This window comes from Sphingobacterium phlebotomi (assembly GCF_008180195.1).
In the GTDB taxonomy this organism is placed as follows: Bacteria; Bacteroidota; Bacteroidia; order Sphingobacteriales; family Sphingobacteriaceae; genus Sphingobacterium; species Sphingobacterium phlebotomi.
The window spans coordinates 233,534-258,558 of the sequence record NZ_VTAV01000005.1 but is presented as its reverse complement, the minus strand read 5'-3'; the positions used below and the strand labels follow the sequence as shown (position 1 = coordinate 258,558).

26 protein-coding genes are annotated in these 25,025 nt (G+C 42.4%); 18 read left to right on the top strand and 8 right to left on the bottom strand.

The window, feature by feature from the left end:
* Positions 1-129 precede the first annotated feature (129 nt).
* The 5 genes from FXV77_RS10515 to FXV77_RS10500 all read left to right on the top strand — a co-directional run bounded on the left by FXV77_RS10515 (position 130) and on the right by FXV77_RS10500 (position 3,135).
* Entirely contained in the window at positions 130-510 is a 381-nt protein-coding gene (locus tag FXV77_RS10515) for a helix-turn-helix domain-containing protein (RefSeq protein WP_187444094.1), read from the top strand.
* Positions 511-514: 4 nt separating this feature from the next.
* The gene (locus tag FXV77_RS10510; RefSeq protein ID WP_148919183.1) at positions 515-928 is read left to right on the top strand and encodes a helix-turn-helix domain-containing protein; all 414 of its coding nucleotides are present in this window, start codon (positions 515-517) and stop codon (positions 926-928) included.
* A gap of 9 nt (positions 929-937) precedes the next feature.
* The gene (locus tag FXV77_RS10505) at positions 938-2,260 is read left to right on the top strand and encodes a Fic family protein (protein ID WP_148919182.1); all 1,323 of its coding nucleotides are present in this window, start codon (positions 938-940) and stop codon (positions 2,258-2,260) included.
* A 38-nt stretch (positions 2,261-2,298) separates the two neighbouring features.
* Complete coding sequence (locus tag FXV77_RS22115) at positions 2,299-2,451, top strand: hypothetical protein (protein WP_187444093.1); 153 nt, start codon at positions 2,299-2,301, stop codon at positions 2,449-2,451.
* Between the two features lie 285 nt (positions 2,452-2,736).
* The gene (locus tag FXV77_RS10500; protein WP_148919181.1) at positions 2,737-3,135 is read left to right on the top strand and encodes a hypothetical protein; all 399 of its coding nucleotides are present in this window, start codon (positions 2,737-2,739) and stop codon (positions 3,133-3,135) included.
* Positions 3,136-3,508: 373 nt separating this feature from the next.
* Here FXV77_RS10500 and FXV77_RS10495 read toward each other — a convergent pair whose 3' ends face one another.
* On the bottom strand, positions 3,509-4,501 hold the full coding sequence (locus FXV77_RS10495) for an RpnC/YadD family protein (RefSeq protein ID WP_148919180.1): 993 nt from the start codon (positions 4,499-4,501) through the stop codon (positions 3,509-3,511).
* Between the two features lie 67 nt (positions 4,502-4,568).
* On the opposite strand from FXV77_RS10495, the gene FXV77_RS22525 reads away from it, so the two are divergent.
* The 5 genes from FXV77_RS22525 (at position 4,569) to FXV77_RS10475 (ending at position 6,253) form a co-directional block, all read left to right on the top strand.
* Positions 4,569-4,700 carry a hypothetical protein gene (locus tag FXV77_RS22525; protein ID WP_262713622.1) on the top strand — a complete coding sequence of 44 codons (132 nt, stop codon included), beginning with the start codon at positions 4,569-4,571 and terminating at the stop codon, positions 4,698-4,700.
* A gap of 82 nt (positions 4,701-4,782) precedes the next feature.
* Positions 4,783-5,079, top strand: a complete 297-nt coding sequence (locus tag FXV77_RS10490; protein ID WP_148919179.1) for a hypothetical protein — start codon at positions 4,783-4,785, stop codon at positions 5,077-5,079.
* Positions 5,066-5,365, top strand: a complete 300-nt coding sequence (locus tag FXV77_RS10485; RefSeq protein ID WP_148919178.1) for a type II toxin-antitoxin system RelE/ParE family toxin — start codon at positions 5,066-5,068, stop codon at positions 5,363-5,365. Before FXV77_RS10490 ends, FXV77_RS10485 begins: the two co-directional genes overlap by 14 nt.
* Before the next feature lie 33 nt (positions 5,366-5,398).
* Positions 5,399-6,055: a hypothetical protein gene (locus FXV77_RS10480; RefSeq protein WP_148919177.1), complete on the top strand. Its 657-nt coding sequence runs from the start codon at positions 5,399-5,401 to the stop codon at positions 6,053-6,055.
* An 18-nt stretch (positions 6,056-6,073) separates the two neighbouring features.
* Entirely contained in the window at positions 6,074-6,253 is a 180-nt protein-coding gene (locus FXV77_RS10475; protein WP_148919176.1) for a hypothetical protein, read from the top strand.
* 50 nt (positions 6,254-6,303) lie between these two features.
* Here FXV77_RS10475 and FXV77_RS10470 read toward each other — a convergent pair whose 3' ends face one another.
* Positions 6,304-6,756: a hypothetical protein gene (locus FXV77_RS10470; RefSeq protein ID WP_148919175.1), complete on the bottom strand. Its 453-nt coding sequence runs from the start codon at positions 6,754-6,756 to the stop codon at positions 6,304-6,306.
* A gap of 6 nt (positions 6,757-6,762) precedes the next feature.
* The gene (locus FXV77_RS10465; protein WP_148919174.1) at positions 6,763-7,587 is read right to left on the bottom strand and encodes an RHS repeat-associated core domain-containing protein; all 825 of its coding nucleotides are present in this window, start codon (positions 7,585-7,587) and stop codon (positions 6,763-6,765) included.
* A gap of 167 nt (positions 7,588-7,754) precedes the next feature.
* Between FXV77_RS10465 and FXV77_RS10460 the strand changes: the two genes are divergently transcribed.
* Positions 7,755-7,997 (top strand): helix-turn-helix domain-containing protein, encoded by a 243-nt coding sequence (locus FXV77_RS10460; protein ID WP_148919173.1) that lies wholly within the window; start codon positions 7,755-7,757, stop codon positions 7,995-7,997.
* Between the two features lie 46 nt (positions 7,998-8,043).
* Here the strand turns inward: FXV77_RS10460 and FXV77_RS10455 are convergent, their stop codons facing one another.
* The 4 genes from FXV77_RS10455 to FXV77_RS10440 all read right to left on the bottom strand — a co-directional run bounded on the left by FXV77_RS10455 (position 8,044) and on the right by FXV77_RS10440 (position 18,715).
* Positions 8,044-8,694 carry a hypothetical protein gene (locus FXV77_RS10455; RefSeq protein ID WP_148919172.1) on the bottom strand — a complete coding sequence of 217 codons (651 nt, stop codon included), beginning with the start codon at positions 8,692-8,694 and terminating at the stop codon, positions 8,044-8,046.
* A 163-nt stretch (positions 8,695-8,857) separates the two neighbouring features.
* Positions 8,858-9,499 carry a hypothetical protein gene (locus FXV77_RS10450; RefSeq protein WP_148919171.1) on the bottom strand — a complete coding sequence of 214 codons (642 nt, stop codon included), beginning with the start codon at positions 9,497-9,499 and terminating at the stop codon, positions 8,858-8,860.
* Positions 9,500-9,505: 6 nt separating this feature from the next.
* Positions 9,506-14,311: a DUF6443 domain-containing protein gene (locus FXV77_RS10445; protein ID WP_148919170.1), complete on the bottom strand. Its 4,806-nt coding sequence runs from the start codon at positions 14,309-14,311 to the stop codon at positions 9,506-9,508.
* A gap of 9 nt (positions 14,312-14,320) precedes the next feature.
* Entirely contained in the window at positions 14,321-18,715 is a 4,395-nt protein-coding gene (locus FXV77_RS10440; protein ID WP_148919169.1) for a DUF5977 domain-containing protein, read from the bottom strand.
* 329 nt (positions 18,716-19,044) lie between these two features.
* Between FXV77_RS10440 and FXV77_RS10435 the strand changes: the two genes are divergently transcribed.
* The 7 genes from FXV77_RS10435 to FXV77_RS10405 are packed head-to-tail and all read left to right on the top strand — an operon-like array spanning position 19,045 to position 23,817.
* Positions 19,045-19,416, top strand: coding sequence for a hypothetical protein (locus FXV77_RS10435; protein WP_148919168.1), 372 nt, complete (start codon positions 19,045-19,047; stop codon positions 19,414-19,416).
* Positions 19,403-19,906, top strand: a complete 504-nt coding sequence (locus tag FXV77_RS10430; protein ID WP_148919167.1) for a hypothetical protein — start codon at positions 19,403-19,405, stop codon at positions 19,904-19,906. Before FXV77_RS10435 ends, FXV77_RS10430 begins: the two co-directional genes overlap by 14 nt.
* Positions 19,903-20,559, top strand: coding sequence for a toxin-antitoxin system YwqK family antitoxin (locus FXV77_RS10425; protein ID WP_148919166.1), 657 nt, complete (start codon positions 19,903-19,905; stop codon positions 20,557-20,559). The genes FXV77_RS10430 and FXV77_RS10425 overlap by 4 nt, the downstream gene beginning before the upstream one ends.
* A 1-nt stretch (position 20,560) precedes the next feature.
* On the top strand, positions 20,561-21,814 hold the full coding sequence (locus FXV77_RS10420; RefSeq protein ID WP_148919165.1) for a hypothetical protein: 1,254 nt from the start codon (positions 20,561-20,563) through the stop codon (positions 21,812-21,814).
* Positions 21,802-22,185 carry a type II secretion system protein gene (locus FXV77_RS10415; protein WP_148919164.1) on the top strand — a complete coding sequence of 128 codons (384 nt, stop codon included), beginning with the start codon at positions 21,802-21,804 and terminating at the stop codon, positions 22,183-22,185. Before FXV77_RS10420 ends, FXV77_RS10415 begins: the two co-directional genes overlap by 13 nt.
* Positions 22,163-22,645, top strand: a complete 483-nt coding sequence (locus FXV77_RS10410; RefSeq protein ID WP_148919163.1) for a PulJ/GspJ family protein — start codon at positions 22,163-22,165, stop codon at positions 22,643-22,645. Before FXV77_RS10415 ends, FXV77_RS10410 begins: the two co-directional genes overlap by 23 nt.
* Before the next feature lie 14 nt (positions 22,646-22,659).
* The gene (locus FXV77_RS10405; protein WP_148919162.1) at positions 22,660-23,817 is read left to right on the top strand and encodes a type II secretion system F family protein; all 1,158 of its coding nucleotides are present in this window, start codon (positions 22,660-22,662) and stop codon (positions 23,815-23,817) included.
* Positions 23,818-23,820: 3 nt separating this feature from the next.
* Here FXV77_RS10405 and FXV77_RS10400 read toward each other — a convergent pair whose 3' ends face one another.
* The gene (locus tag FXV77_RS10400; protein ID WP_246162408.1) at positions 23,821-24,945 is read right to left on the bottom strand and encodes a DUF2891 domain-containing protein; all 1,125 of its coding nucleotides are present in this window, start codon (positions 24,943-24,945) and stop codon (positions 23,821-23,823) included.
* Positions 24,946-25,025: the final 80 nt, after the last annotated feature.

Sequence of the window (25,025 nt, the reverse complement as noted above, 5' to 3'; positions counted from 1 at the left end):
ATATCAATTTTAATCTATTCATTTCACAAAAATGAACAAGTAAAGTTAGAATAAAGAAAAAATTAGGTTGATTTTTATTTGTTTTAGGTTGACTTTTATATTATATTTGTTTTTGAAAATATGCTGATTATGGAAAAAACAGTTAAGATTGGACCTAATATCAAATTTATTAGGAATTTAAAGGGCCTTAAACAAGAAGCGGTGGCAGTTGAAATGGGGATAAGCCAAGCTGAGTACTCTTTGATTGAAAATTCAGATGAGGTTGACGACCAAATAGTGATTCAGATAGCTCATATATTAAATGTAACACCGGAGTTGATTAGGGAATTCAATGAGAACCAAGCATTTTATAGTATTGAAAACAAAGTTGAACATAATACGCTACATGAACATGCCCACGGGATACATCAAGTGTTTAGTCCAGTCGAGAAAGTTGTTGAATTATATGAACGATTGTTAGCTAGTGAAAGAGAAAAAATAGAGATACTTAAATCACAACATAATAAATAATCGCATGTCAGAAAATATCACAGATAAGATAAGCCTCCACAGAGGTCGTAAAATAGAACGTGTACGCAAGTTGCGAGGGTGGACACAATCTGAACTTGCAACTAAGCTTGGTGTATCTAAGCAAGCAATTTCTAAATTGGAACAGTCTGAAAACATTGGGGACGAGAAGTTGGGAGAGGTGGCGAGGGCTCTTGAAGTTACCTTTGAAGGTCTACGTGATTTTTCAGAAGAAAAGGTGCTATATAATACGAATAATTTTTATGAAAACTGCGGAGTATCAGCATCCAATATCGTAGCGAATGTGGAAAATATCCACAACCCATTAAAAGAAACTATTGAGATGTTCGAAAGACAGCTTATAGCAGTAAGAAACGACTTATTAGAAGTTGTTAAACAAAACATATCATCAAAAAAATAACGAACTTGTATGCAGCCCATTGAAGAAGCTTTAGCATTAAAAGAAGAGTTGGATGCTCTTCGTCCTCTCACGAAAGAGCAGGAGGATATCATTATGCAAAAATTTAGGCTTGACTGGAATTACAATTCGAATAATCTTGAAGGAAATTCCTTAACTTATGGCGAAACAAAGGCACTTTTATTACACGGAATCACTGCACAGGGAAAGCCATTAAAAGATCATTTTGAGATTACCGGTCACGATGAGGCCATTAAATGGATCGAAGACTTAGTGAAGGGAGATTATCCCCTTACTGAAAACTTTATACGTGAGCTACACACTTTACTCCTTAAATCTCCATACGAAGTCAAAGCGATCACACCTGATGGCCAGCCAACAACGCGTAGGATCGAAGTTGGGCAATATAAAACGGCTCCAAATCATGTCAAGACTAAAACCGGTGAGATATTCCGTTTTGCCACACCAGAGGAAACACCGGCTAAGATGCATGATCTCCTCACTTGGTACCATACGAAAAGTTCGGATCTGGAAACCAACCCTATAATATTAGCTTCAGAATTTCATTATCGCTTCATTCGAATACACCCGTTTGATGATGGGAATGGACGCACTGCCCGTATTTTGATGAATTTCATACTAATGAAGTATGGTTATCCACCTGTAATCATTAGAACAGAGGATAAAGAAAACTATTTTTTCGCTTTGCAACAAGCCGATGCCGGAATAATTGAACCTTTTATAACGTATATTTCACAAAACCTTATTCGTTCTTTGCAGATCATGATTTCTGGAGCTAAGGGGGAAAGCATAAACGAACCGGATGATATAGACAAAGAAATCGCGCTACTCGAACACCGGCTAAAATCAAGCAGTGAGGTTTTGAAGTTAAGAAAAACCAAAGAAGTACTTCTCGATGTATATGATAATTCCGTGGCTAAACTGTGGAACGCATTCCTTATCGCTAATAGAAAATTTGATCGTTTTTATATCCATACTAAAGCTGCGTTAAATCTTGACGCATATCGCTTTGAATCAAACACAGCGTTTGTTGAAGGAAGAGAAATATTGGAAAGATATGACGATCATACAGCGTTCAATAGAATTTATATGGAATATCGGTTTGAACGCTTTAATAGGGAAAATTTCAGAAATTTCGATTATTATAGTATCATAATATTTCACTTTGATTTAGTTGATGGTTACTCGGTGGAATATCAAGGTAAAAAACTTAAAAAGAAGTACGGTATGCAGCTGACTGAAAAAGAAGTAGAATCAATCATCACTACGATTTCAAAAGCTCACACGGAACATATTGAAAAAGAGATGAAATAATTTGTACGTGTAGCACCAAGCATGCTTTATTAAAAAGATTGGCAACAGAAAACGGAAATACCGAAATCCGCTTGATGCTCGCTATACCCACGATGAATACCAAGAACATCTGGAGACGTGAATTTAACAAAATAACATATCCTGCTCGCCCGACGAGCTGTGGAATATCCGAGAGGCTATTAAAGAAGTAAATCTCATAAAACGCGGTAAATTGAAAGGTCGCCCAGTAGAAGACCTTTTAAATGAACTATAAATTAATAAAAATATGAAGACATCTTTGCAGAAACAAACTAACTGTGAAAGCCCTAAGACGGTCTATAAGGCTATTAAGGCTCAACCTACCGTTAATTCTGACAAGAAAGAGAACCGATTTAGGGGTATGTCCGATAATTTGGAAAAATTTGAACCGCTATATATCCCGGGATATAAAATTAGGGGATAAAACCATTATTTAACTTCATTCAATTTAATGTTCGTTGATCGAAGTCATCCAAAAAACGTCCATTTGCAAAGCAGACAAGCCAGACGTTATTATGGCGCGGATGGGTTATGTCATTATCTGCCGGGTCATCGAGCAGCTGAACAAGATGGGCATGACGGACGATGAACTTTCCTTTCTGTTGGGTAAACCCAACAACTATGTTTTTGGTTTTATCGTCAAGCCCAGTGACAAAAATCGTTTTAACGAAGATCAGATAGACCTGCTCCCCTATATATTGAACTGTACATTCTCCGCAATTATCCTCAACGATACTGAGCCGGGTAACATCCAGCTTTATCATACGAAAGCTATAGATGATGCTAGTTACAAGGGGTTCTCCCATATCATTTATTCCAATCAGGGTGAAGGCACCCGCATCATCTGGAGAAAATAAAAAGCGTCAAAGGGTAGCACACGGAGGACAAACCAAGAGCTGTTGGCACTTTTGAAAACATGGATCAACGAAGGGTATTTTGAGCAAAAACGGGCTGCGCTGGAAATCTATAAAAAGCTCGATTCGGAATCTAGCTTGGTATTTCAAATAAACGAACTCGAAAGTGTATGAAGATACTTTGCGGTACCCGCCATGCTTTGCTCCAGAAGAAATCTATTGATGGTGTGTTGAGATATTGGAAGGAAGATAATTCGTAAAAAGTTTCCACTTTTAAGTTGTAATTCCAGAATAACAGTGCTACAATTTATAAACGAAGAAAGCTAAACATTTTATCTTGTTCGGCTTTCTTGTTTTATTAGCTTTATAACAAAGGCTATTTCAATTTTTCTACCTGCTCAACGGTGAGTCCCAAACCTTTAGCTATATCTTTTACCGGGACGCCCATCTTTTTAAAATTTAATGCGGATTCCAGTTTCTCAGCCTCAGCTTTGGCGCGCTCTTCACGTAATAGCTTTGCCGTTTTGGCGCGCTCTTCCAAACGCCCTTTTTGCAATCCTTCTCGCAATCCTTCTTGCCTTTCCTGTTTTTTTACTACTTCTATAACGCCCATATCGATTGTACCTCCTGACAATTGTATAATCTGTTCATCAAATATACGATTTATTTCTGCATCATTAATATACAAAAAATTTTTGAGAAAAATAAGAAAATTCTTGATACGGTCATGGTCGTAGTCATGACGCAACAATGTTTTGGCGATGGTTAACCTATCTTCACCTAATTCCTCATCCGGTATCTTTCCCTCCAATAATGCTTTTTGGCATGCCACCACAAGGAAGGCAAAGATATTGTCCATAGCTAATAATTCTTCCTCGCTGTGGTCGAAGATATGGTAGGCACGATACCTGAAATGGACGGAGGTATCCAATATCACATCGATGTATTCGGAAGGTTTCGGTTGGTTATGACTTCCCGTATAGACTGCGATGGTGGCCACGGAGATACTATATCGATCTCTGATTCTATAATTATATTGGTAAATACGCTCTGCAAATTTAACATCATTGCCACCCTCTATCTCCGTGTTGAGCATGATGTGTTTTTCTGTACCATCCTTTAGAAAGACCTTTGCCAAGAGATCGGCTACGCGTTTACCTTTCTTCCGATCTCTGTCTGGCACTATCGCCAGCAGTTCTTTGTCCATGAACTGTATGTTCTTGGAGAAGTCAAAAAGATTGTCAGCGTTCGGATAAAGAAACCTTAGAAAATCGGGAAAGTTCTCTTCAAATGCTCCTTTGAGCAATTCATCGTTTTGCTTAGGTGGTTTCGATCGTTTTTTATTGGTCATAATAAATATGGGAAGCATGTTATAATTGTTATTGATTCAAACTTACATAAAATATAACATTTTACGATCAAAAAGCGAACATAACTTGATTAGTATCAAGTTTTCTACCGAACCGGGATGTAAACTATCCGAGATTCTTCCACCGGATGACTGGGAAGTCAAAGACGCCAACGAAAAAGCTGTAATAAAAAAGGTTTGGGAGGCGTTTAGTGCTTAAATATCCACTGGATAGCTTATTGGCTGTAAATTTGGAACTAAGCCCATTATGGTTTATCTTTGTTTAAAAGATAAAGTAAATTATGCGACTCATATTGGATAACGTAAGTAAGCGTGATTACGAATGGCTACTATCCATGGCTAAAGCGCTCAACTTTAAAGTCACTACAGAAGCATCTTCAACAAATACGACTTTGGAGCAAATTGACCATTTGTTGGACGAAGTGATAACAGATGCCCCTACTGCTGATTACATAACGGCATACGGGATATCGGATGCCGATATTGCGGAGTTCCAGCAGCGGAAAGCCGATTATCAATCCGGGAAAGATAAACCTGTAGCATGGGAGACCATCAAAGAACGCTATGGCCTTATATGAAATTGAGCTCTCGCAGAAAGCTTTGTACGAACTGGATGAAGCCTATGAATGGTATGAAGAACAATTATCCGGATTAGGTACCCGGCTACTTAAAGAAGTCAATAAATACCTCACTACGATAAGCAAGTCCCCTAAATTATTCCAAGTACACTTTCCCAATGAGATACGTATGGTGCCGTTGAAGGTTTTTCCTTATTTGATTGTGTATTGGATTGATGAGACCAATGCAAAAGTTGCTGTGTTATCCATTTTCCACGCGAAGCGGCATCCCTCGAAAATTCTTTAATCGCATAACCGCAACCAGTCTTATTTCACCCCATTGATCGAAGTCATCCAAAAACCATCTATTCGCAAAGCAGACAAGCCAGACGTTATTATGGCTCGCATGGATTATGTCATTATCTGCCGGGTCATCGAGCAATTGAATAAGATTGGCATGTCGGACGATGAACTTTCTTTTCTGTTGGGCAAACCCAATAACTATGTTTTTGGCTTTATCGTCAAGCCCAGTGACAAGAATCGTTTTAACGAAAACCAGATAGACCTGCTCCCATACATTTTGAACTGTACCTTCACTGAGATTATTCCCAACGATACTGAACGGAGCAACATCCAGCTTTATCATACGAAAGCTATAGATGATGCTAGTTACAAGGGGTTCAGTCATATCATCTACTCGTATCAAGGTGAAGGCACACGCGTCCTCTGGAGGAAACAAAAAGCGCCAAAGGGAAGCACACGCAGCACAAACCTAGAGCTGTTGGCCCTTTTGAAGCGTTGGATCGACGAAGGGTATTTTGAGCAAAAACGGGCTGCGCTGGAAATCTATAAAAAGCTCGATTCGGAATCTAGCTTGGTATTTCAAATAAGTGAAATCGAGAAGTGTATGAAGATACTTTGCGGTACCCGACATGCTTTGCTCCAGAAGAAATCTATTGATGGCGTGTTGAGGTATTGGAAGGAAGATAATTCATAAAAAAGTCTCCACTTTTAAGTGGTAATTCCAGTATCGCTGGACTACCTCTCCGGCAAGACCGATACCGAACTGGATTCGGCTACTCTCGGTCGGATCAGGGAGATATCCGTGATGCCGGAAGATGACAAAAAACAGGTCTTCCTTGTACTCGATGCGCTTATCCGAGATTACAAGGCAAGGAAAACGTATGCGCAATAAACAACAAAGCCCAATCCGATAAAGATTGGGCCTTTGTTACTTTACAAGGACTATAATGCCTCCCATCGTTTTTTGTCACACCGATAGGTATACTGATAAGTTGAACTTTCGCCCCCAGTCAAAGTAATATTTCCCCCTCTCTTTGATAATATGCCGTCCACTATCGTAACTTTTAGTAAGTCATTATTTAAAACAATAGAAGACACTCTAAAAGTTCTTACACCTTTCCTTAGCTCAGATTTCCGATATTGCGATTCATCAAAGAAGGACACCTTGTACCCGTCTTTGGATACGAAAGAAAAGTCACTAGGAAAGTTATCCTTCAAAAAGACAATTTTATCCAAGTAGCTTCTGATAAGCACCCCTTCTTTGACAAGTTGTTCTTTTGAGGAAAGATGCTTTTCAATACTCAAAGAAAGCAAAGCTGTCAATTCATTCGTGACTTGAGCACGACAAAACATATTACAAAAGACAAAGGTGATTATGACAATGGTTTGTTTCATCTCATTCTATTTTTTAGGGGTTACAAACCTAGCTTGGGGGATTGTGACAACAACTCCAGACCTGTTATATATATAAACCGTACCGTTTCCGCGAGAAAACACATACTCGTTTCCTCCTGCTCCCCTTATATCATGGCCTGATGGTGCTCTTCCCCATTGATAGGTTGTAGTGCTTCCTCCTATCGTTGAAGAACCAGGTCCCTCAACAATCTGACCGCTTGGATGACTATGAAACGTTATATCGCCAGCTCGCACACTCGGATGAGTGACCGAAGCGCTCAGGTCTGTTTTAGGATTACCGACTGGCCCCATTGGAGATTCTATAATTTTTCCGTCCCTAACGACACCTCCATACTCTCTATTATTAGCAGCAGATGTTCCTCCTTTGCCGCTATCCTTATTTACAATATCGACCATTCCTTGACGAACGCTAGCGTCCCCAATGATTTCCACACTATTATCATAAGCAATCGAGTTGTTTTGGAAAGCCTCGGTATTACCAGAGTTTTTCTTAATAAAATCAACAGTGGCTTTTGAATCAGATTTTGAGATCCCAGCAGATGGAACACCACTATCAAAGTCAGTCTGGGTTGTTTTCACAACATAAATTTTACCATCGTCTATACCGTCAGTACCGATAAGCTTACCCTTCTCATCAAGGAAATCCCCCCAAAACATCCCATCAGGATCGATGTACCTTATCGGATTATTCCGGGCATAGTTATAAGGAGACCATGCCCTATCCTGTTCCGCCAGCGGATCCACAACGTTCCACCTTCCTATCTCCGCATCGTAGAACCTCGCGCCGTAATCGTATTGCCTTCCGCAAATTTTCTACTGTTCCGCCAATTCCGTAGCATTCTCAAGACGGTTTTCTCAAAGAACTTTACTGACCCAAAGATAATGTTTTCAGCGGACTGTGCAAGCGATATCTACGGTTGGAAAGTTCGTCTGTTACAACAAACCACCTAGTCAAAAAGCAGCATATCGAGGGGGGCATGATCGGTAAGTACGAGCGCGGTGAGGCCGTACCCTCCATCGAGGCGGCCAAGAAAATCGCTTCGGCACTGGACGTAACGCTCGACTACCTTGCTGGTGAGTCCAGCAGCGCAGCCTTCGACCGCCGGACAGTGGAAAGGATACAGGATATCGAACAACTCGAAGAAGGTGAAAAGCAGCATGTCTTCGCCTTGCTCGATGCATTCCTCGCCAAGAACAAGATGCAGGCGATACTAAAATAAAAAAGCTCGACCTAAAATGGAGATTGGGCTTATTAACAAAAAACTATTAAGTGACTTTTTCTCTCTTCTTTTCTGGCATATCTTTAAAAGGCGGTGTCGTACTTTCTATACTAAGGTACTCTTCTACAAGTTCACTCTTTTCTTCTTTAGAAAATCTCTTGGTAACTTTATCTTGACTCATAATTTGAAACATGATATCGTACAACTTATCTCGATCTTCCCCAAACAGACCATATTCACGCTTATAGTATTCTAAAACGATTTTAAACCGTATATGGATGGCACTATGAATAAAAAAATAATTTAAATGGTTTATTAAGTTACGGTTTTGAACTTTGTTTGCATACATAAGTAGATATCGTCCTCCTGACAAATAGAACGCTGTTCCATTATCCGATATATATTTGAAAGATGGAAGATCTTTCCCATCTATCTCAATATCTTCTATGTGATCCACAACAAACTTATTCATGCCACTTTTGCTGAACTGATAGCAAATAATATCACCAAAAAGCTTTTCATCGCTTGTGCCTGAAGAGTATACGCTTAATAAAACTGTTCCCGCCACGCCCGAAATCGGCTCAAGGTCTATATATGAACAATATACATTTTCGGTCTGAAAATCCATCAGAAAACTATAATCTAAAAAAGGAATAGATTTAACGGAAAAATACCCAAAAAATTTCTTCAACATCATTTCAACACCATTAAAAAAGTTCTTGCCAATTAGGCATGTTTTTCGACAGCTAACTTTCAGCCTTTTTTATAGTTAGAAAACATAACAGGTTTCTTTGAAGTAAAACTGACCCCTCGTAGATTTTGGAAGAAATCAGAAAGAGGTAAAAACTTACACATTACCACTATTTTGATGGCTGTTTAAAAACATCTATTATTGTTTGATTGAGTAAGACTACTTCCAACGGATCATGCGTGATTTTGTAGACAAATTTCTTCTTATCTATCCCAATAAAGTCGCCATCTTCTAAATCTTTAATATGAAAGTATTCCTTGTTCTTTACAAAGACAGAATAAACTTCTGAGGACGTTAAAACTTTCCTTTCTTCTTCATTAAGAATATTTACAATTCGGCTATAATCCGATTCTCCGATTATTTCTTTCCTGAAACCGGACACATCAATTCTACTGACGTCAATTTTAGACTTTTTGTCTCTTTCTAATGAATAACCATTTATTACACCACTTGAAACATAAACAGCATAATTTAAAAAGGTCGATGTACGGTTATCATATACCTTAATGCTTGTTAGTTTATAACTCTTTTCGTTTTCATTGCAATATTTTTTATAAACATTAAAATTGAAACCAAAAGACACATACCCAGGTATATCGCTCGCATCCAGTAAAACGTTCCTAAACAACCCATCATCTATTTGGTTAATTAGTTTTAAATACTCTTTAGGAAGGTTAGTTATCACGTTCTTAAGCAAAAGAAGCTCCCATTCTTCTATCTTCGTTCTTTTAAAAAAATTAAATATGCCCATTAATTTCTAAAATTTAGTGAACCAATTATATTTACCGAACCAACTAACATCTGATTTAAAACCTTGCCTTAAAAACCTATAACGGTAGGAATCAATTAACGAATGTTGTACCGTATTGAGTTTCCATACATTTAATCTATTATTTACCAACCAATTTGGAATATTATACATTTTTTGCATTCGTTGGGTGATGAAAACATGATGGAACTCAGTACTTATTCTTTGTATTCCTGTTGAAGTTGAAATCTCTCTTAAAGTTTGGGTGCCTCCCTGTAGCCTCTTATACTGATTAAACGTCTTTCCTCCTTGTAACCATTTTCCTAAACCTTTTGCTACGCCACCAAGAGCGTTCGGGCCTCCCCGGCCGGCCACATACCAAGGCATTTCCAACCTGGTCACATTCTCGGGATTGGACAACATGTTATGCCGTCCTCCTTCCTGCCAATATATGCCAGTTGCATTCGCCATCCTACTCATAGCATCAGAAGCCTGCCCTTCTGCGCCTCCAAGCCATCCTCCACTTTCAAATGCACTTCGCCCGGTAACAATTACTTCATCCAGCTCAAGCTTAAAACCGTTATCGGCATTGCGAATATGGTCAGATGACTCATTAAATCCAGCATTTGGATTAGAATTTAAAAATCCCAAAAACTTTTCAATCTCATCTTGATCCGTGATACTAATGTTGCCATTAGCATCCACTTTATACATACCCGTTGGATCTGTAAAATTAATAGGACTATTTTCAACGTAGGCATAAGGGGAATACGAAGAATACACTTCCGCCAGCGGATCCACGACGTTCCATCTTCCTATCTCCGCATCGTAGAACCTCGCGCCGTAATCGTAATGTCCCCCTAACTCATCCTGTATTTCCTTTCCGTTATAAAGGTACTTATTGATCCCCGAAGTTACAAGAGCTTTGGCCTTGCCGAAAGGATAATAGTCATGCTTCTGGATAACCTCACCCGTCGATTGCTGCAAAGTAGCCCGTACGTTGCCCAAATGATCCGTGAGGTTGTAATGGTAGGTATAGGTATTGTTACTCGCGTTACGCTGCAGGTAGCCTTCCTCCGTATGGATCATCTCAATTGCACTCGCTGCATTGCCCACTTTACTGTATTCGATACCTCCAACATAATCCCGCGTCGTGACCGTACCACCAACGGTAGAAGTCTTGCGCAGCTTGGTACCCACAGCATCATAGAGGTACTGTACAGCTACCGCCGGGTTAGCGCCCGACTGCGTTCTGTTCGCCGTTTTGGGCAGGTTCAGGTGGTTGTAGGTAAGGCTCGTACCCATGCGGTCTTTCGTCACATTGCCGTTGGCATCATAAAGATAGCTGCCCCCCAGACCACCGCTCAGCGCGGTCAGGCGGTTACCGGTGTATGTATAGTTGATCGCCGTGCCATCGCGCGTTAGCTTTGTAATGTTACCCATATCGTCATAGATCAGCTGTTCATGCATACCACCGTTTACACTGTTGCCGTCCTTCAACCTGTTGAGACCGTCGTAGGCATAGGTAGACCATTTTGGAGTACCATCGTCGTGTTTCCAGTGCTGCTCGGAGATGTTGCCGTTGTACTGCGGTACCGAGCCGTCCTCGTAATACAGCTCGCTCTCGAAGTCCTTTGAAATGGCGCTCTTTAACCATCCCCGCGGGTTGTAGGTATATTGGATCGTCTGCAGGGAATTTCCTGGCACGATAGAGGCGTGGAAACTGGAACCCAACGGCGCATGGAAGCCCGGCTTTAATGTAATACTGGACGTCGCTACCTTTTCATATGTCTGCTGGGGGTTTATCACATCGCTCCCGTCCAGTACCATATCTTCGGCTATATCCGTCCCGTCATCGACAACATGCAGGGCTTTCGTTATCAGCTGCCCGATCCCGTTATATGCCAGCCTGCTCTGGATGATCTCCGGCTGGCTACCCACCTTTTTCTTCGTTTCCACCAAACGCCCTACGTGGTCATATATGTTCGTTGTCAATATGGTCGTTGCTGTCCCTGTAGGCGAAGCCTTGTGCTCGTGATTGCTGGTCAGCAGCTCGCCCGGGAAAGTGTATGTATTCGTTATCCGGTCAGTTCCTCCCAGATGGTTATTCGAGATCGTCTCGATCAAACGGGCTTTCTTGTCATAATAGTTTACCGAAAGCAGTGGCGTGCTTCCGTCGTCCTTACTGACTTTCGCCCCCGTAAGCAGTCCCTTCACCATGGTCGTGCTGTTCAGGCCGCTACTTGCAGGAAGTACATTTGTGGTCTTGAAGCCGTAATCGTCATAATAGTTAACCGTAAGGACCGTCTTGGTGGAAGTTCCCCGGGGGTAACTTTTGTTGTCGTAGGAAAGGGCGTTATGTCCCCTGGTTTCCCAGAATGCCCTCGATGCATCCGCCTGCTCCAAGTTCAGCGTGTCCTGCAGGGCCGAACGGGAAAGGTTCCTGCGGAAGATGCCCGTCTCCGTAACACGGCCAAAGGCGTCGTATTTCGTGTAGCTCCATTCCGGAACAGGCTTAATCCGTTGTACACTGTCCTGCGTCAATACCGGCTGGTCGTTCTTATTGTAGACAATATGCTCCCAGCCCCTGCCCGGGATCTTCTTTTCGATAAGACGCCGGCGCCCGTCGTAACGGTAGGCGTACACATAGTTCCAGAAATCGGGATCACCGGCTTTGACCGTCAGGGTGTCTGTCGTAACTGCCGGCGGGATGACATACCGCAGGTCACCGAAATCATCGTAGACATACTGCGTCTCCAGTTTGTTGCTTTCACTCTCCCAAACACGCTTCAGTACCACCCGGTCTTCAAAGTCCCTGTATTCCTCCACGGTGCCTTTGTTACCGGAATCCCAGTTTTCGTCTTTCATCACCGTTTTGTACAGCCGGCCGGGCGCATAATAGGTCTTTCCGCCAAGGGCACCCGAACCATTCAGTCGCCACAGCCGTACATCATCTTCCGTATTCGTACCATACTCCGTTACCACCGTACGGCCCACATCCGGCGTACGGGCTGCTGCAGGCTGCCAGACTTCTCCCGGAGCCCCCTGTTCCTTTATCCGGTTCAGGGGACTGTTCTCGAACACTGTTACGGCGTAGGGGTTACCTGTTTTTTTTATGTAAGGATCCCATCCTGTCGTCTTGCCGGTTATGGCACCTGCGTTTTTATAGTAATATTGCTGCTTAAGCTTGCCGTCGACCTTAAAACTCCCGTTTTTGCTCGTGTCGTCTGCGTAGGGAAGATATTTGATGGTCTCCCTGCCGAAACCGTCGTACTCGATATGCTGTACAACATCCTTCTTTGAGGGGCTGCCCTGCCATTCGACATTTTGGAGCGGACGGCCCAGCCCGTCGAAGTACTGGACACGCCTGTTGACCGAACCTACCGGTTTGTCCTCCATTGCCGAAACGCTGCTGTAGGCCTGTCTCGGGATAGTTTCCAGGATATAGTTCTGGTCCGAGGATACGGTCGGCCCGTCTCCGGTTGCCACGGAGAAAGTAACCGTTGAGGTTGAGCTGCCCATGTTGTTGCGCGCGGTGACCGTATAGCTCTGTGAAGCCCGGACGGAACCCAGTCTGCCACTGATCCTCCCCGTACTCTCATCGAATATCAGACCGTCGGGAAGCGAGGGACTGATGCTGTAGGCACGCTGTACGTTGACCCGCTTGACACGGTTAGCGGTATTCTCCGTTATGTAGAACTTCCCTGCAGGATCTTCACATATATTGACAGGAGTGGTAAACTGACCGCTTGTGGATATCGTGATAACATTCCCCAAAGGCGACACATAGCGCAGGGCATGGTTGTGTATATCCACCGAGTATATATTCCCCCGCTTAACAATCATATCCCCCATACCGTTGAAACGCGCAGCACCGCCCTGACCGTCAACAAAACCCGTAGTACCGTTCCCCGCTACCGTCGTAACCATACCCCCGCTGACCTTCCTCAGGAGGTCGTTAAGCCGGTCGGCAACGTACATGTCCCCGTTATCATCAAAATATATAGACCTCGGCTGATAAAAGCTGGCCGTCGCGGCAGTTCCGTCCTGCATACCCTGGACACCGCTACCGGCGTAGTCGCTTACCACGCCTGAAGGCGTGATCTTGCGGATCTTGTTGTTGTAGGCATCGGCAACATAAAGGTTTCCCGAAGCATCAAAAGCCAGACCCATGGGATAATGGAATGAAGCCGCCGTACCCGTACCGTTGGCCGAACCGATATTGCCGCTGCCGGCAAAGGTCGTCACTACGCCCGAGGGTGTAATCTTCCGTATACGGTGGTTCTGCTGGTCGGTCAGAAAAATGTTTCCCGAAGCATCGAGCACCACAAAGCTAGGATGGCGAAAGCGGGCGGCTGTACCTGTGCCGTTGACGTAGCCATAGGCGGTGCTGTTCCCGCCGGCAAATACCGTCTGAACACCACCCGCGGTTCGCTTCATGATAGAATGATACCCAGTATTGGCTATATAGAGCGTACCATCCGGTGCGCAGATCGAACTCAGCGGGTTGTAATAGCCCGTAAGGGTCTGCTCGACCGTTACACCAAATTCCGCACCGCCTCCACTGTTGGACGGTGCCCAGTTGAATTCCTGGTTCACGGCAATGCTTCGCGCGGAACCATAGCTGATAACCGGAGCACTGGCTGCCAGAGGTTGCATGCCCTGTCCGGAAGGAACCGAAAACATCTGCTGCGGCATCTCATAGCTTTGGTTACGCAGATGTGCACCAACTGTGTCCGTCTGCCCGTAAGCTTCTCCAAGGAAACCACAAAACATAAAAAAGGCAATGCTATATATTAAATTGAATAGTTTCATGATATCGATCTAATGAAAATTAAATTCCAGTTCAACCGGCAATATGCCATTTGCCACAAGCTGGATCTGGCCAAAACTCGAATTTCCAATTTTGGTCAAGCCCAAGGTGGGCAGGCGAAAAGTATACTGGGTAGGGTTTGCAGTGGAGATATTCGTATCTATGCGATAGGTACCTGCAGGAATATTGAAATAGATCTGACTTCCACCCACAGTCTGGGGAAACGAATATGTTCCCACAAGCACCGTCCCCTGCCAGAGGCTGATCGACGCATTTGAAAGTTGCTGACCGGTTTTATTATGAAGGGTCAGCGCCGTAACAGGGGAAACGCAGGAACCGTGCTGATTGGCATAGCTCTGCCCGTTCGCATCGATATCGTCTAGCGCCTGCTGATCAGCATCTGCCTGGGAAATAATAGAGGTATACACTTCTGCGGGAACGGTATACGTAACATTACTACCGATTAGCCCCGCCGTACAGTTGTTCTTTTGAAAGATCTGGCTCTTCGGAACATTTTTATAAACTATCGGATCGGTATAACAGTCAACCTGCTGACCGGCATAATTGTAACAGTATGTCTTCAGTATATTCCCTTCAAAATCTTTTACCGTAGATAACCGGCCGAAGCTGTCGTATTCATAGTATTCCGTGATGCCCCGTGGATCGCTTTTACTCGTCATTCCTACTAAGGGAATATAAGTGGCCGTGAACATAGATGCTTCCAGTGGATATAGACGCACATCGTCAATCAAAACATTGCCCGATAGCGTTACCGAGGAAACCGCTGTCACCTCTCGTCTATACTGTATCCAGCCCCCCTTTGTATTCATTTTCATTGCTATGCCACCGCTGATATTCGCGGCAGATGCACCTTTTGCCCAATATGTCAAAATGTATTTACGAGACGGAGCAAGCCCCGCTTTCACCATACTACCTCCTTGTAAACTATAAACAAGTCGTCCCGTTGGCGCCGTCGCATCTCTAATGGTTGAACCGCTGTACGTCCAGTTTCCTTTTCCCTCATCCTCAAAACCCGAGTATGCAATATCAGATTGATTTGCATTCCTGATCTCTGCTAAAAGATATTGACCATTATACGACCAGAGGTAGCTAGTAGGCGGATGGTCGACTTCTGTAACTTGTAATGGATTGCCCTTTATATCATACGAATTGTACGTATAACGTGAATGATAACGCTCGTCAGGAGAAAAAGACGTCATAATACCTATCGGTGGAAGCTGGTTTACGGAACGATTACTGAACTTGAAAGTCGATAGCGCAATTGGATTTGCAGTTTCAATCAAAAATATCTCGTCTAGCAATCCCTTCCCCCCTGTTTTATAAGTTGTGAGTTTACCCGATAGAATAGTACGAGCAGTGCCCACTTCCTTATAATTCACTTGTTCAATTGGATAAGCGATTAAGTGTTTCTCCTTCATATCACCAATGAAACCGGAAATATTTATATAGTCATTTGGATAACTTATCTGAGTAATATTTTTACTTCCTTCACTACTTATTACTTCTATACGGGTAGGTTGAAGGTGATCCAAATTATCATAATAATATGTAGTTAACTGTTCGGTAGTGCCCGACGGACTATAATTTATAGTTCTCTTACTCTTTATCTTGTCAAACCCTGTATAGATTTTGAAATAAGGAATTTTAATGGGAGGAGAAACCACAATACTAGATTCATAAGGCGAGATTATTCTTGAGTAATTGTCTACATGATACAAAACGGTGTAATCGTTGAACGCACGACGACCAATCGTTATATCGGAAGTATTCGTTTGATAACCATAGCCTGCTAGATTCCCAAGTAGATTTGTGTTAATTTCTTCAACAAATCCCTTGTCTGTTTCTTTTTCTGTCCCATAGTAATCGTAAACTTCTTTGTATATAGGTATGTTGTCTTTAAACATTGTCATAGTGTTCAGTTTTCCGTTTTGCCAGATTCTAGGTTCTATTTCCTGATAGTATTCTTTATAATATCCAGAATTTAAGCTTTTCTTGAAACTAAAGGAATATTCTTCCTTTAGTACCTCTTCTCCGGATACCCTAGATTTAATAACATTCGTATAGCCAACATTTGACCCTTGAGTTTTAGCAAGGGGTATTACAGGTTCCGAACAAATACGATAACCATGATACGGTATCGGGGAACCTCCTGAAACGGAATTTTGTTGCTTAGTGGAAATATATTCTTTATATTGAGGAGCATTAACCAAGTTTCCTGATGAATAATTGTCACTAACCACATATTCGAAATTGGTTGAATATGTAGAGTCGCCTTCGTAATCTGTAATTTCTTTTATCCGTAATCCACCAACACGTATATTTCCATAGTTCTTTCTTCTGTATGCTAGCCGGATAATAGTATTATGATCATATTGTCTATCCCATTGATCCATGACAAATGGGGGGGGCGCTAACAATCTAACATAGATACGATAAGTTCCATCTACCAGAAAAGGTAATTTCGCTCTAAGTTCCGTGTCTTTTGTGAAATTAGATTGATCTACGCTAGCGAGTACAACATGATTATTAAAAGTATTCTCTGTCTTTTTCTGCAGTCCAATAATAATACGATAGTCCCACATATTAAGTTCGGAATTTGTTATTTCAGAATGAATGTAATTTGTTTGAATGTGCACACTTGGATCACCTATTGGTAAATCGTTAAAATCAAGCACATCGAATTCATTTGAGTAAATGATTCGTTCCGCACCGTTTGTACTAATGTAATCAGGAATAGGAGAACATTGGGATAATGTGCTTCCACCCACTATCAATTGCTCCCTATGTAAATCGTATCCTTCATTCGAAAGTTCTTTCATCTCGTTATACTCTTCATACCACCGTACATCATGATTTTCAAAGTCATACTCTCGTCTTGCCCCGGTCGGAAAGACAATACTTTTTATTGTAAAACATTTACTTTTCTGCTCATTAATAGCACGATCGTTATAAACTCCCCAGTAGTTTAAGGGGCGGAAACCTTCTGCTAGAGGTTTACTTGATGATGGGATAAGGGAGGTGTTATCGTCCGCTCCATTATAATATCCCCAGTGGTCTCTCCCTTTCGTTTGTTTAGTGGGCAGCGAACCGTCTTGATAATAAAGAAATTTATATCGTTCGATGGCTTTACTAGATATATCCTTAATACTTAACGAATCCAGTTTTAGTCGTTTGTCTAGTACCGGATCATTTGATTGATTTGCAACGAAATAGGATTGATGAAATTTGAAAGATTTAACGAGCTCGTTCTCTTTGTTAAAGAGCAAAATTTCATCAAGTCTAGGTGCAGGCATTCCAGCATTTGCAAAATTTGGGGCCGTTAGACTGAAATCTTGTCTATCTCTAATGTATTTAAATTCCAGCCTTCCACTATTAAAAGTTATTTGCTGTATTAGCATTTCCTCTGTTATATAACCTTCTCCTCCAGTTGAAGAACTGTATCCACCGTTCGGATAGGGAACCCAATACTCTTCTTTCAATTCTTTGGCCCTAATATAGTGATTAGAAAGATATTCGAATTCAACACTACTCCCGTTTGCATTTGAGACTCTTCTTATAAACCAAGCTTGATCAAATGGGTTTGCAAATTCACTTGTAAATTCAACTGCTCCATCACCGAAAGTATACATCACTCCGTCTGATGTTGTTATATCAAATTTTTGAATTCGAAATGAGGATCCAATAGAATGTTTAATATTTATATCATCTAAGGGGAATGTCAAGAATTTTCGGTTTGATTGATTAAAACGGAATAATCCACTTTTATTAGAAAAATTATAAAAGAAATTATCAGGTCTAAGATCCGTTATCGTACCGGAGTTACCCGTTTTATATGGATCGTTGTAACTCTTTACTACATCATATATCTCTGCTCGCCTAACGAATTCTAATATGCTTGATGACATATTACAGTATGGGTAACATACCGCTGAGGGTGTTTGAAAAGCATTATAATTTTTAGGTATTTCTTGCTTTAACTCGTTGATCATATAAGGTTCAGAAAAAAAACCATGTTCATCTGGTCTGCCATTGGCGCTTCTTACAATTGCTCCCCCCCAATCTAACCTTGCTCCAATACCTATAGCAGTGGATTCTTCCGTAACATATATGCCACTTGTATTAAATGAGATTGTGACAGGAATAGATATACCTTTTTCCTCAATTGTATATATCGGGATTGAAATATTTGGTTGTCCAGTATAATAGGTCACTGGCGCTTCAATTAATTTAAAAATAGCCGTAGTTTGCGGAGAAGCAAAAAGATCACTCATATCCGAAATTCGTTGTGCTTTAACTGTACAGATACCTGCGAAAAGGAAAAATAAAAATATACCCCGTAAAAATTTTAACTCGTTATGTACGCTATATCGTTTTAATAGATTCATATAATTTAACTTTCAGTATCAGTAATCTGCTGTCAATTTATCATGGCTAATAGTCTGTAAAATAGGATTTATTTCTGCAAGCTCTCTACTTACCTAATTTAAGCTCAATTGATTAATTTTCATTACATTTTGTTCAGTTAGTTAACAATCAAACTTATACAATTCAACCCAGCATGAAAATAGTTGTGCAAATAAAAACAACAAATAACTAAATATCAATAAAATAAATTATAAACTATTAAGAAAGTTGTTAATATTACTATTTTAGAAACAAAACGGACGCAACATTTATCAATTTTCCCTATATTTACTCCATAACTAATGTTATTATGAAGAAAGTTGCTATTGGTGCATTTATTAGCCTTATCTGTTGTTCATGTGCTGATTTTGTCGAATACCCGTTGGAAGAGGAGCATGTGGAGCTTTTGGCTCCCGCTGATGGTATTGTAACCAGCGATACGGTCCTCACCTTTTGGTGGGGAACACACGAAGACGCCAAATATTACCGCTTGCAGCTGGTACGTCCTGATTTTGAAAAAACCGAACAACTGATAGCCGACTCCGTCGTGTTAACCAACCAACTGACGCTGGAATTGAAAACAGGCGACTATGCCTGGCGCGTACGGCCCGAGAATGACGGCAGCGTAGGATTGTTCAAGGAAGAGCGAACACTGAAGATTCGTAAAGATGAAGAACAGTAAGGTCATGACATATGTCCTTCTGGCGCTCGTGATCGGTATCTGGGGCTACGTCATCTACACCATATTGGCCAAAGTTGGCGGAGACGACACGGATATGCCAACGCTGGTCGTAAGGCCTGTCGTGGAAAGCGACCTATCCTATTACCGATGGAAAGATTCGCTGGAATACGACACCTTGTATCGTTCGCCCTTTTCCGCAGAAGACCAGCTATTGGAGTTGGTTTCAGAAGAACCAACATCCGACGGTGAATATCAGGTATACGAAGAACCTTACGATCCTTTAGCCTATGCACCGGCCATGGATGTACAATACCTGGGCTATATCGAAAACGAAAGCCAAAGACAGCGCATTGCCCTAATACAGATCAACGGCCGGCAGTATTATATGCATCCAAAAGAACAGATCGACGGAGTGACACTCATAAACGTAAATCCGACTGATATTAAGATAAAAACAGATTACCAAACCCTTACCATAGCCAAGCAATGAAGCCGTATATCTCCTATAGCCTTCTCCTTTCCTATTTTTTGCTAACGTTACAGGGAAGCTACGCGCAATCGGAAATGGACCTGTTGGAGCAGGTACAAAACCGCATCACCATTAACCATGATAATGGTGAAAAAGAGGTATTTACCGTGACACCAAAAACCGCAAAAGCAAGATCGCAACGGCTCTACCACTGGTACCAGGCACAACGCGTGCAACAGACACAGGGAGGTTATACAGGAAAACTGCTACACGGCAACTATAACCGCTATGCTCCCAACAAACAACTTATGTTGCAGGGAACGTATAAAAAAGGATTAGCTGATGGCAATTGGAAAGAATGGCGTCCGAACCATCGTCTAGCGAAAGAAGAGCATTGGAAAAAAGGACAACAAGACGGCAAAGCCAGACATTATGACGAGCAAGGCAAGCTGCTACTACAAGGAAAGATGAAAGACGGTAAATGGCATGGCAAGGTATGGATATTCGATGCGGCGGACAGCAGTTACCGCTGGGATTATTATAAACAAGGAATGCAAATCAGTCGGGATGGTTACATCCAATCGAATCTCTTCCGACGCACGGGACGATTTTTTGAACAGACATGGCACAGCATCTTCAGTAGGAAAGCAGACAATGACGACATAATTGAATAGTGTGATGGTCAAAGCCTCTGCCCTGCACCTTGTCCTGGTTATCACACTTGTCATCACCGTACTTCTTGGGAGTTTGATCTACCTCCATTTTTTTTACCGCGAGCAACAACAAAAAATCGATCGATGGGATATGTTGGCGCAGGATCTGGAAGCCGGAACTTCACTCGCGTTGTCTGCTTATTTTCCACATACCCAAAGCGGAGAAACCTTATTGTTATCACCGATCACCCTGCGGGATAGCTTACGTATCGAAAAAAAGCAATGGGGTTTTCTGGATGCTGTTACCGTGCATAGTTGGCGTGGTCAGGACACGTTAAAGCGTAGTTTTCTGTCGGGCATACAGCCGAAAGACTCAACGGTGCTTTACATTGTAGACGAAGACCGTCCACTGTCCATCAGCGGCAAAACCGTTATCCAAGGTACCGCATTTCTACCCCAATCGGGTATACGTCCGGCATTTGTCGACGGAGAATACTATCAGGGCATAGAAAAAATGGTCGACGGTCAGATCAAGGAAAGCAGTCAAGCACTTCCGGATTATGAGGTTGAACGCATCAACGCTATTAAATCACTATATACCGAAAAACTCCCCGAAAGTGCGGATGTACCATCAAACCATTCTTTGCGTCATTCTTTTTTTGAAGCGACGCGGTATTACCACCTGCCACAGGCTGCTCCGCTGCTCGCGGATTCCATATCGGGCAATTTGGTCATTCTGGCGGATTCCACTGTCCATATTTCTGCACAGACGGTATGGGAAGACGCTATTGTTATTGCTCCACACATCAAACTGGAAGACGATTTTTCGGGTAACGGCCAGTTTTTTGCATTTGATTCCTTAACCGTAGGTAAAAATGTTGCTTTACGTTATCCTTCTGTTTTAGCACTCTTAACAGCAGACAGCTTAAATGGCCCATTAAAGTTGACAGTCGGGGAAAACAGTCGTATACAGGGAATGGTGCTGCTTCACCGTGCCAACATACCCGATCAAATGGACTTATTGGAACTTCAAAAAAATGTAACAGTAGAAGGTGAACTGATAAGCTTCGGGCTACTCAAATATACAGACCCACTGACCGTTAAGGGCGGTCTATATGCACACCGTTTGATTATTCAGCGCCCCAGCTCCCTTTATGAGAATTACCTGATCAGCCTGAACCTCGAACGCAATAAGCTTCACCCCTATTATATCGCTCCATTCTTCTGGACTACAGAAGAGCCTGCGCCACAAAAGATCGTAAAATGGTTAAATTGAGTAGATACCAGACGTTGTCTTTTCGTGCATCAACCTTGGTGGAGGTATTGATTGCGCTGATCATACTGCTCGCTGTGTTTGCGGCAGGGATGGTGCTGTTTACGCGTTTGGTAAATGCTTCCACCAGCAAACGCCAAACGACGGTACGATTGGAGTTAAAGCAACTTGGCAATGCCTACCTTGCCGGAGACTCCGATAATCAGGGAACCAAGATTACCCACGTTGCCGCCTATAACGTAGAAGAAGAAATGTTGGCACCGTATACTGACCGTAAACGGGTCAGATTTTATGCTTACGATATTGAAAATAACAGTCTCCTAGATAGTTTAATCTTAATCCTTCCCCTAGATGACGATCAGGATACGCTATAGCGCTTTTACGCTACTGGAAATGACCATCGCGATGCTGATTGCCGCGATTTGTATGGGAATAGCCTTTTATGTCCTGCGCACCTTCACGCAGATGGGCGAAGCGCAACAACGTGAGAAACAGGCCGCTTTTGGATTACAGCTTTTCCAGCACCGCATGCAAAGGGAATTCCTGGAGGCCGACTATGTACGGTTCGCCGACAATACACTGGTACTGGATCGGGATATCGGACAGACACGGTATGTCTTTTTGGATTCGACCGTTATCCGCAGCCAGCAGGATATACCGACCGACACGCTTTATGGACAACCGGAATATCTGACTGTCGAATATATCAAAAATTTGCGACAAGAGATTGTCGAGGTTTGTCAATTTGAGCTACAGACGGAAAATAAACGCTATCCTTTTGTATTGCGAAAAGTGTATAGTGCCGAAAATTTAATAAATTTACCTGCGGAATAGTAACTAACGTGACCATGCCAAAAATTGATATTTCATCGTACAAGAAAAATAAAGCCGCTACGATTTCGGAAACCGGAACCGAAGGCAACATAAACTTTGATATCATGGCATGGTTGAACCGGGACATTTCCTTCGGCAACGGGCAGCTTGCCGACCGGAAGAAAGAAGAGTTCTATCTGGAGTTCAGCACACTTTTACTGTCGGGTATCGATATCCGCACGGCGTTCGACCTGGTACTCATCGACCAAAAGAAAGGTAAGGAAACCCATATATTTACCGGTATCAAGGATAATGTGGTTAAAGGGGCAACGCTCTCGAGCGCCGTACAACAAAGTGGAAAATTCAGCAACTATGAGTTCCAGAGCATCCGTATTGGAGAGGAAACAGGCAAGCTTGGTGAGGTACTCCGTGAGCTGGCGCTATACTACAAGAGTAAAATTGCGCAACGCCGCAAGGTTATCTCTGCATTGACCTATCCGATCATTGTGCTCTGTACATCCCTCGGTGCGGTATTTTTTATGTTGAAGTTTGTCGTACCGATGTTTGCCGATGTCTTCACCCGCTTTGGAGGTGAACTCCCTTGGATTACAGATTTTATTTTACGGACTTCCAACTTTATTGACAGCACGTTTCTGTGGGGTGTACTCCTACTCGCTGCACTTATTATCTTTTTGTATATGAACCGTAAGAAGCTATGGTACCGCAAGTGGTCTTCCTTCATTATTCTAAAGATACCTGTGGCGGGTGAAATCGTGCGCAAAATACATCTTGCCCGGTTTGCCAATACCATGCGGCTTTTGGTGGGAACCAATACGCCTCTTTTATACGCTATACAGCTGGTGGAGCAGATGACGGACTTTTACCCTATCCAGCAATCTATGCAGCAGACCGAACAGGCTATTGTACGGGGCAAATCGCTCCACGAGAGCCTCGCGGGCTTCGATTTCTATCCGCCAAAGATCATCCAACTGATACGCGTCGGCGAAGAAGTGAACCGTCTCGAATTTTTCTTCGAAAAGATTGCCAATCAGCTCACCGAGGAGGTGGAATACAAGACCTCAACGATTTCCACTGTCCTGGAACCTTTAATTATCATTTTCTTGGGTTTGGTCGTCGGACTGATCTTAATAGCGATGTACCTGCCAATGTTCCAGATGAGTAATAGTTTCTAGACCTCACTGGTTAGACAGCGCCAGCAACGCAAACGAACCCAACCAATGGCTTCCCATATAATCATCGCCGGAAATATTCTTTAAGGAGAACGCAATATGTGTATTGGCAAGCGGGATCAACGTGTTCTGTATCTCCGGTAATACATGGGCAATACCATACAAACAATTTGCCCGGCTAAAGTTCAGACCATCCAGATGTACCAGCTTGCCATCCGTGCGGTCACTTACAATAGCCGGTTGGAGTGTTTCGATTTCGGATTCAAACAGCACCGGTAAAAAATTCACGAGCCAGTTTTTGTACGCGTCTTTCGGCATGATCTTACTCATCAGATAAGCCTCTTCTAAGCACGGCGAAAGAAAATCATAACCGCTGGGCTCATAAGCTAGATTACAATTTTTATCCTGTTCAAACAAACGTATACTATTGGTTTTTACCGCATTTAGCAATACCATATCACCAACTTGTTCTGCATATTCATACATCAACGTGAGGCTAAAAGCCGTATTGTCATGCTGTCCGGTCCGGATAGGATACACCAATTTAGATAAATATTGCTGTGTACGTTCCGAAAGCAGATCAACCAGCGGCTGCAGTGTCTTCGCCCATTCCTGTGCATCCTCATTTCGCCATGATGTTAACTCTTGCTGCAGTTTAAACAACCACGCCCAACCGTAAGTACGCTCAAAACTCAGGTTATTTTTATCCTGAAAGAAAGCGAGTTCCACCGCAAGGTTTTCTTTGGTAATATGGTCGTTTAAAAGTTGGCGAACCTTCCCCTCCGAATCCAGTTCCGGATATTGCTTTAACAACCGGACGATAGACCAATAGCCATGTACCGACGAATGCCAATCAAAACAACCATAAAAAATAGGACGTAGTGCCTTCGGAGATTTTAGGTCAGCCTCGCTTCCCAATACCTGCCCCAGTTTATTTGGATATTCAATCGTTAAACAATGCGTAGGCAGTTCGAAAATTTGCTTTGCAGTCTCCTCGTTCAGGGTTAATTGTTCCACCTTGGCAGTTTTTTCTCCATTCACCTCTTTTCGCTTCCCCCCAGACTCACAGGAAAGAAAAAATGCCATAGCTCCAACACCAATTAACCGTAAAATCAAATTTCTATACTGCATAACTCATTATTTTAGTCAACAATTATACTTTTACACGTAAAATTAGAAATAAAAATCTTAAACAAGAACGCTTAGTATTA

What these genes read in the sequence shown, in the direction of transcription:
- FXV77_RS10485 (WP_148919178.1), top strand. Translation starts at nt 5,066, where the DNA reads ATGGCCTTATATGAAATTGAGCTCTCGCAGAAAGCTTTGTACGAACTG.
- FXV77_RS10440 (WP_148919169.1), bottom strand. Translation starts at nt 18,715, where the DNA reads ATGAATCTATTAAAACGATATAGCGTACATAACGAGTTAAAATTTTTA.
- FXV77_RS10450 (WP_148919171.1), bottom strand. Translation starts at nt 9,499, where the DNA reads ATGGGCATATTTAATTTTTTTAAAAGAACGAAGATAGAAGAATGGGAG.
- FXV77_RS10505 (WP_148919182.1), top strand. Translation starts at nt 938, where the DNA reads ATGCAGCCCATTGAAGAAGCTTTAGCATTAAAAGAAGAGTTGGATGCT.
- FXV77_RS10405 (WP_148919162.1), top strand. Translation starts at nt 22,660, where the DNA reads ATGCCAAAAATTGATATTTCATCGTACAAGAAAAATAAAGCCGCTACG.
- FXV77_RS10460 (WP_148919173.1), top strand. Translation starts at nt 7,755, where the DNA reads ATGATCGGTAAGTACGAGCGCGGTGAGGCCGTACCCTCCATCGAGGCG.
- FXV77_RS10400 (WP_246162408.1), bottom strand. Translation starts at nt 24,945, where the DNA reads ATGCAGTATAGAAATTTGATTTTACGGTTAATTGGTGTTGGAGCTATG.
- FXV77_RS10415 (WP_148919164.1), top strand. Translation starts at nt 21,802, where the DNA reads ATGGTTAAATTGAGTAGATACCAGACGTTGTCTTTTCGTGCATCAACC.
- FXV77_RS10425 (WP_148919166.1), top strand. Translation starts at nt 19,903, where the DNA reads ATGAAGCCGTATATCTCCTATAGCCTTCTCCTTTCCTATTTTTTGCTA.
- FXV77_RS10490 (WP_148919179.1), top strand. Translation starts at nt 4,783, where the DNA reads ATGCGACTCATATTGGATAACGTAAGTAAGCGTGATTACGAATGGCTA.
- FXV77_RS10435 (WP_148919168.1), top strand. Translation starts at nt 19,045, where the DNA reads ATGAAGAAAGTTGCTATTGGTGCATTTATTAGCCTTATCTGTTGTTCA.
- FXV77_RS10515 (WP_187444094.1), top strand. Translation starts at nt 130, where the DNA reads ATGGAAAAAACAGTTAAGATTGGACCTAATATCAAATTTATTAGGAAT.
- FXV77_RS10495 (WP_148919180.1), bottom strand. Translation starts at nt 4,501, where the DNA reads ATGCTTCCCATATTTATTATGACCAATAAAAAACGATCGAAACCACCT.
- FXV77_RS10445 (WP_148919170.1), bottom strand. Translation starts at nt 14,311, where the DNA reads ATGAAACTATTCAATTTAATATATAGCATTGCCTTTTTTATGTTTTGT.
- FXV77_RS10410 (WP_148919163.1), top strand. Translation starts at nt 22,163, where the DNA reads ATGACGATCAGGATACGCTATAGCGCTTTTACGCTACTGGAAATGACC.
- FXV77_RS10455 (WP_148919172.1), bottom strand. Translation starts at nt 8,694, where the DNA reads ATGATGTTGAAGAAATTTTTTGGGTATTTTTCCGTTAAATCTATTCCT.
- FXV77_RS10510 (WP_148919183.1), top strand. Translation starts at nt 515, where the DNA reads ATGTCAGAAAATATCACAGATAAGATAAGCCTCCACAGAGGTCGTAAA.
- FXV77_RS10430 (WP_148919167.1), top strand. Translation starts at nt 19,403, where the DNA reads ATGAAGAACAGTAAGGTCATGACATATGTCCTTCTGGCGCTCGTGATC.
- FXV77_RS10470 (WP_148919175.1), bottom strand. Translation starts at nt 6,756, where the DNA reads ATGAAACAAACCATTGTCATAATCACCTTTGTCTTTTGTAATATGTTT.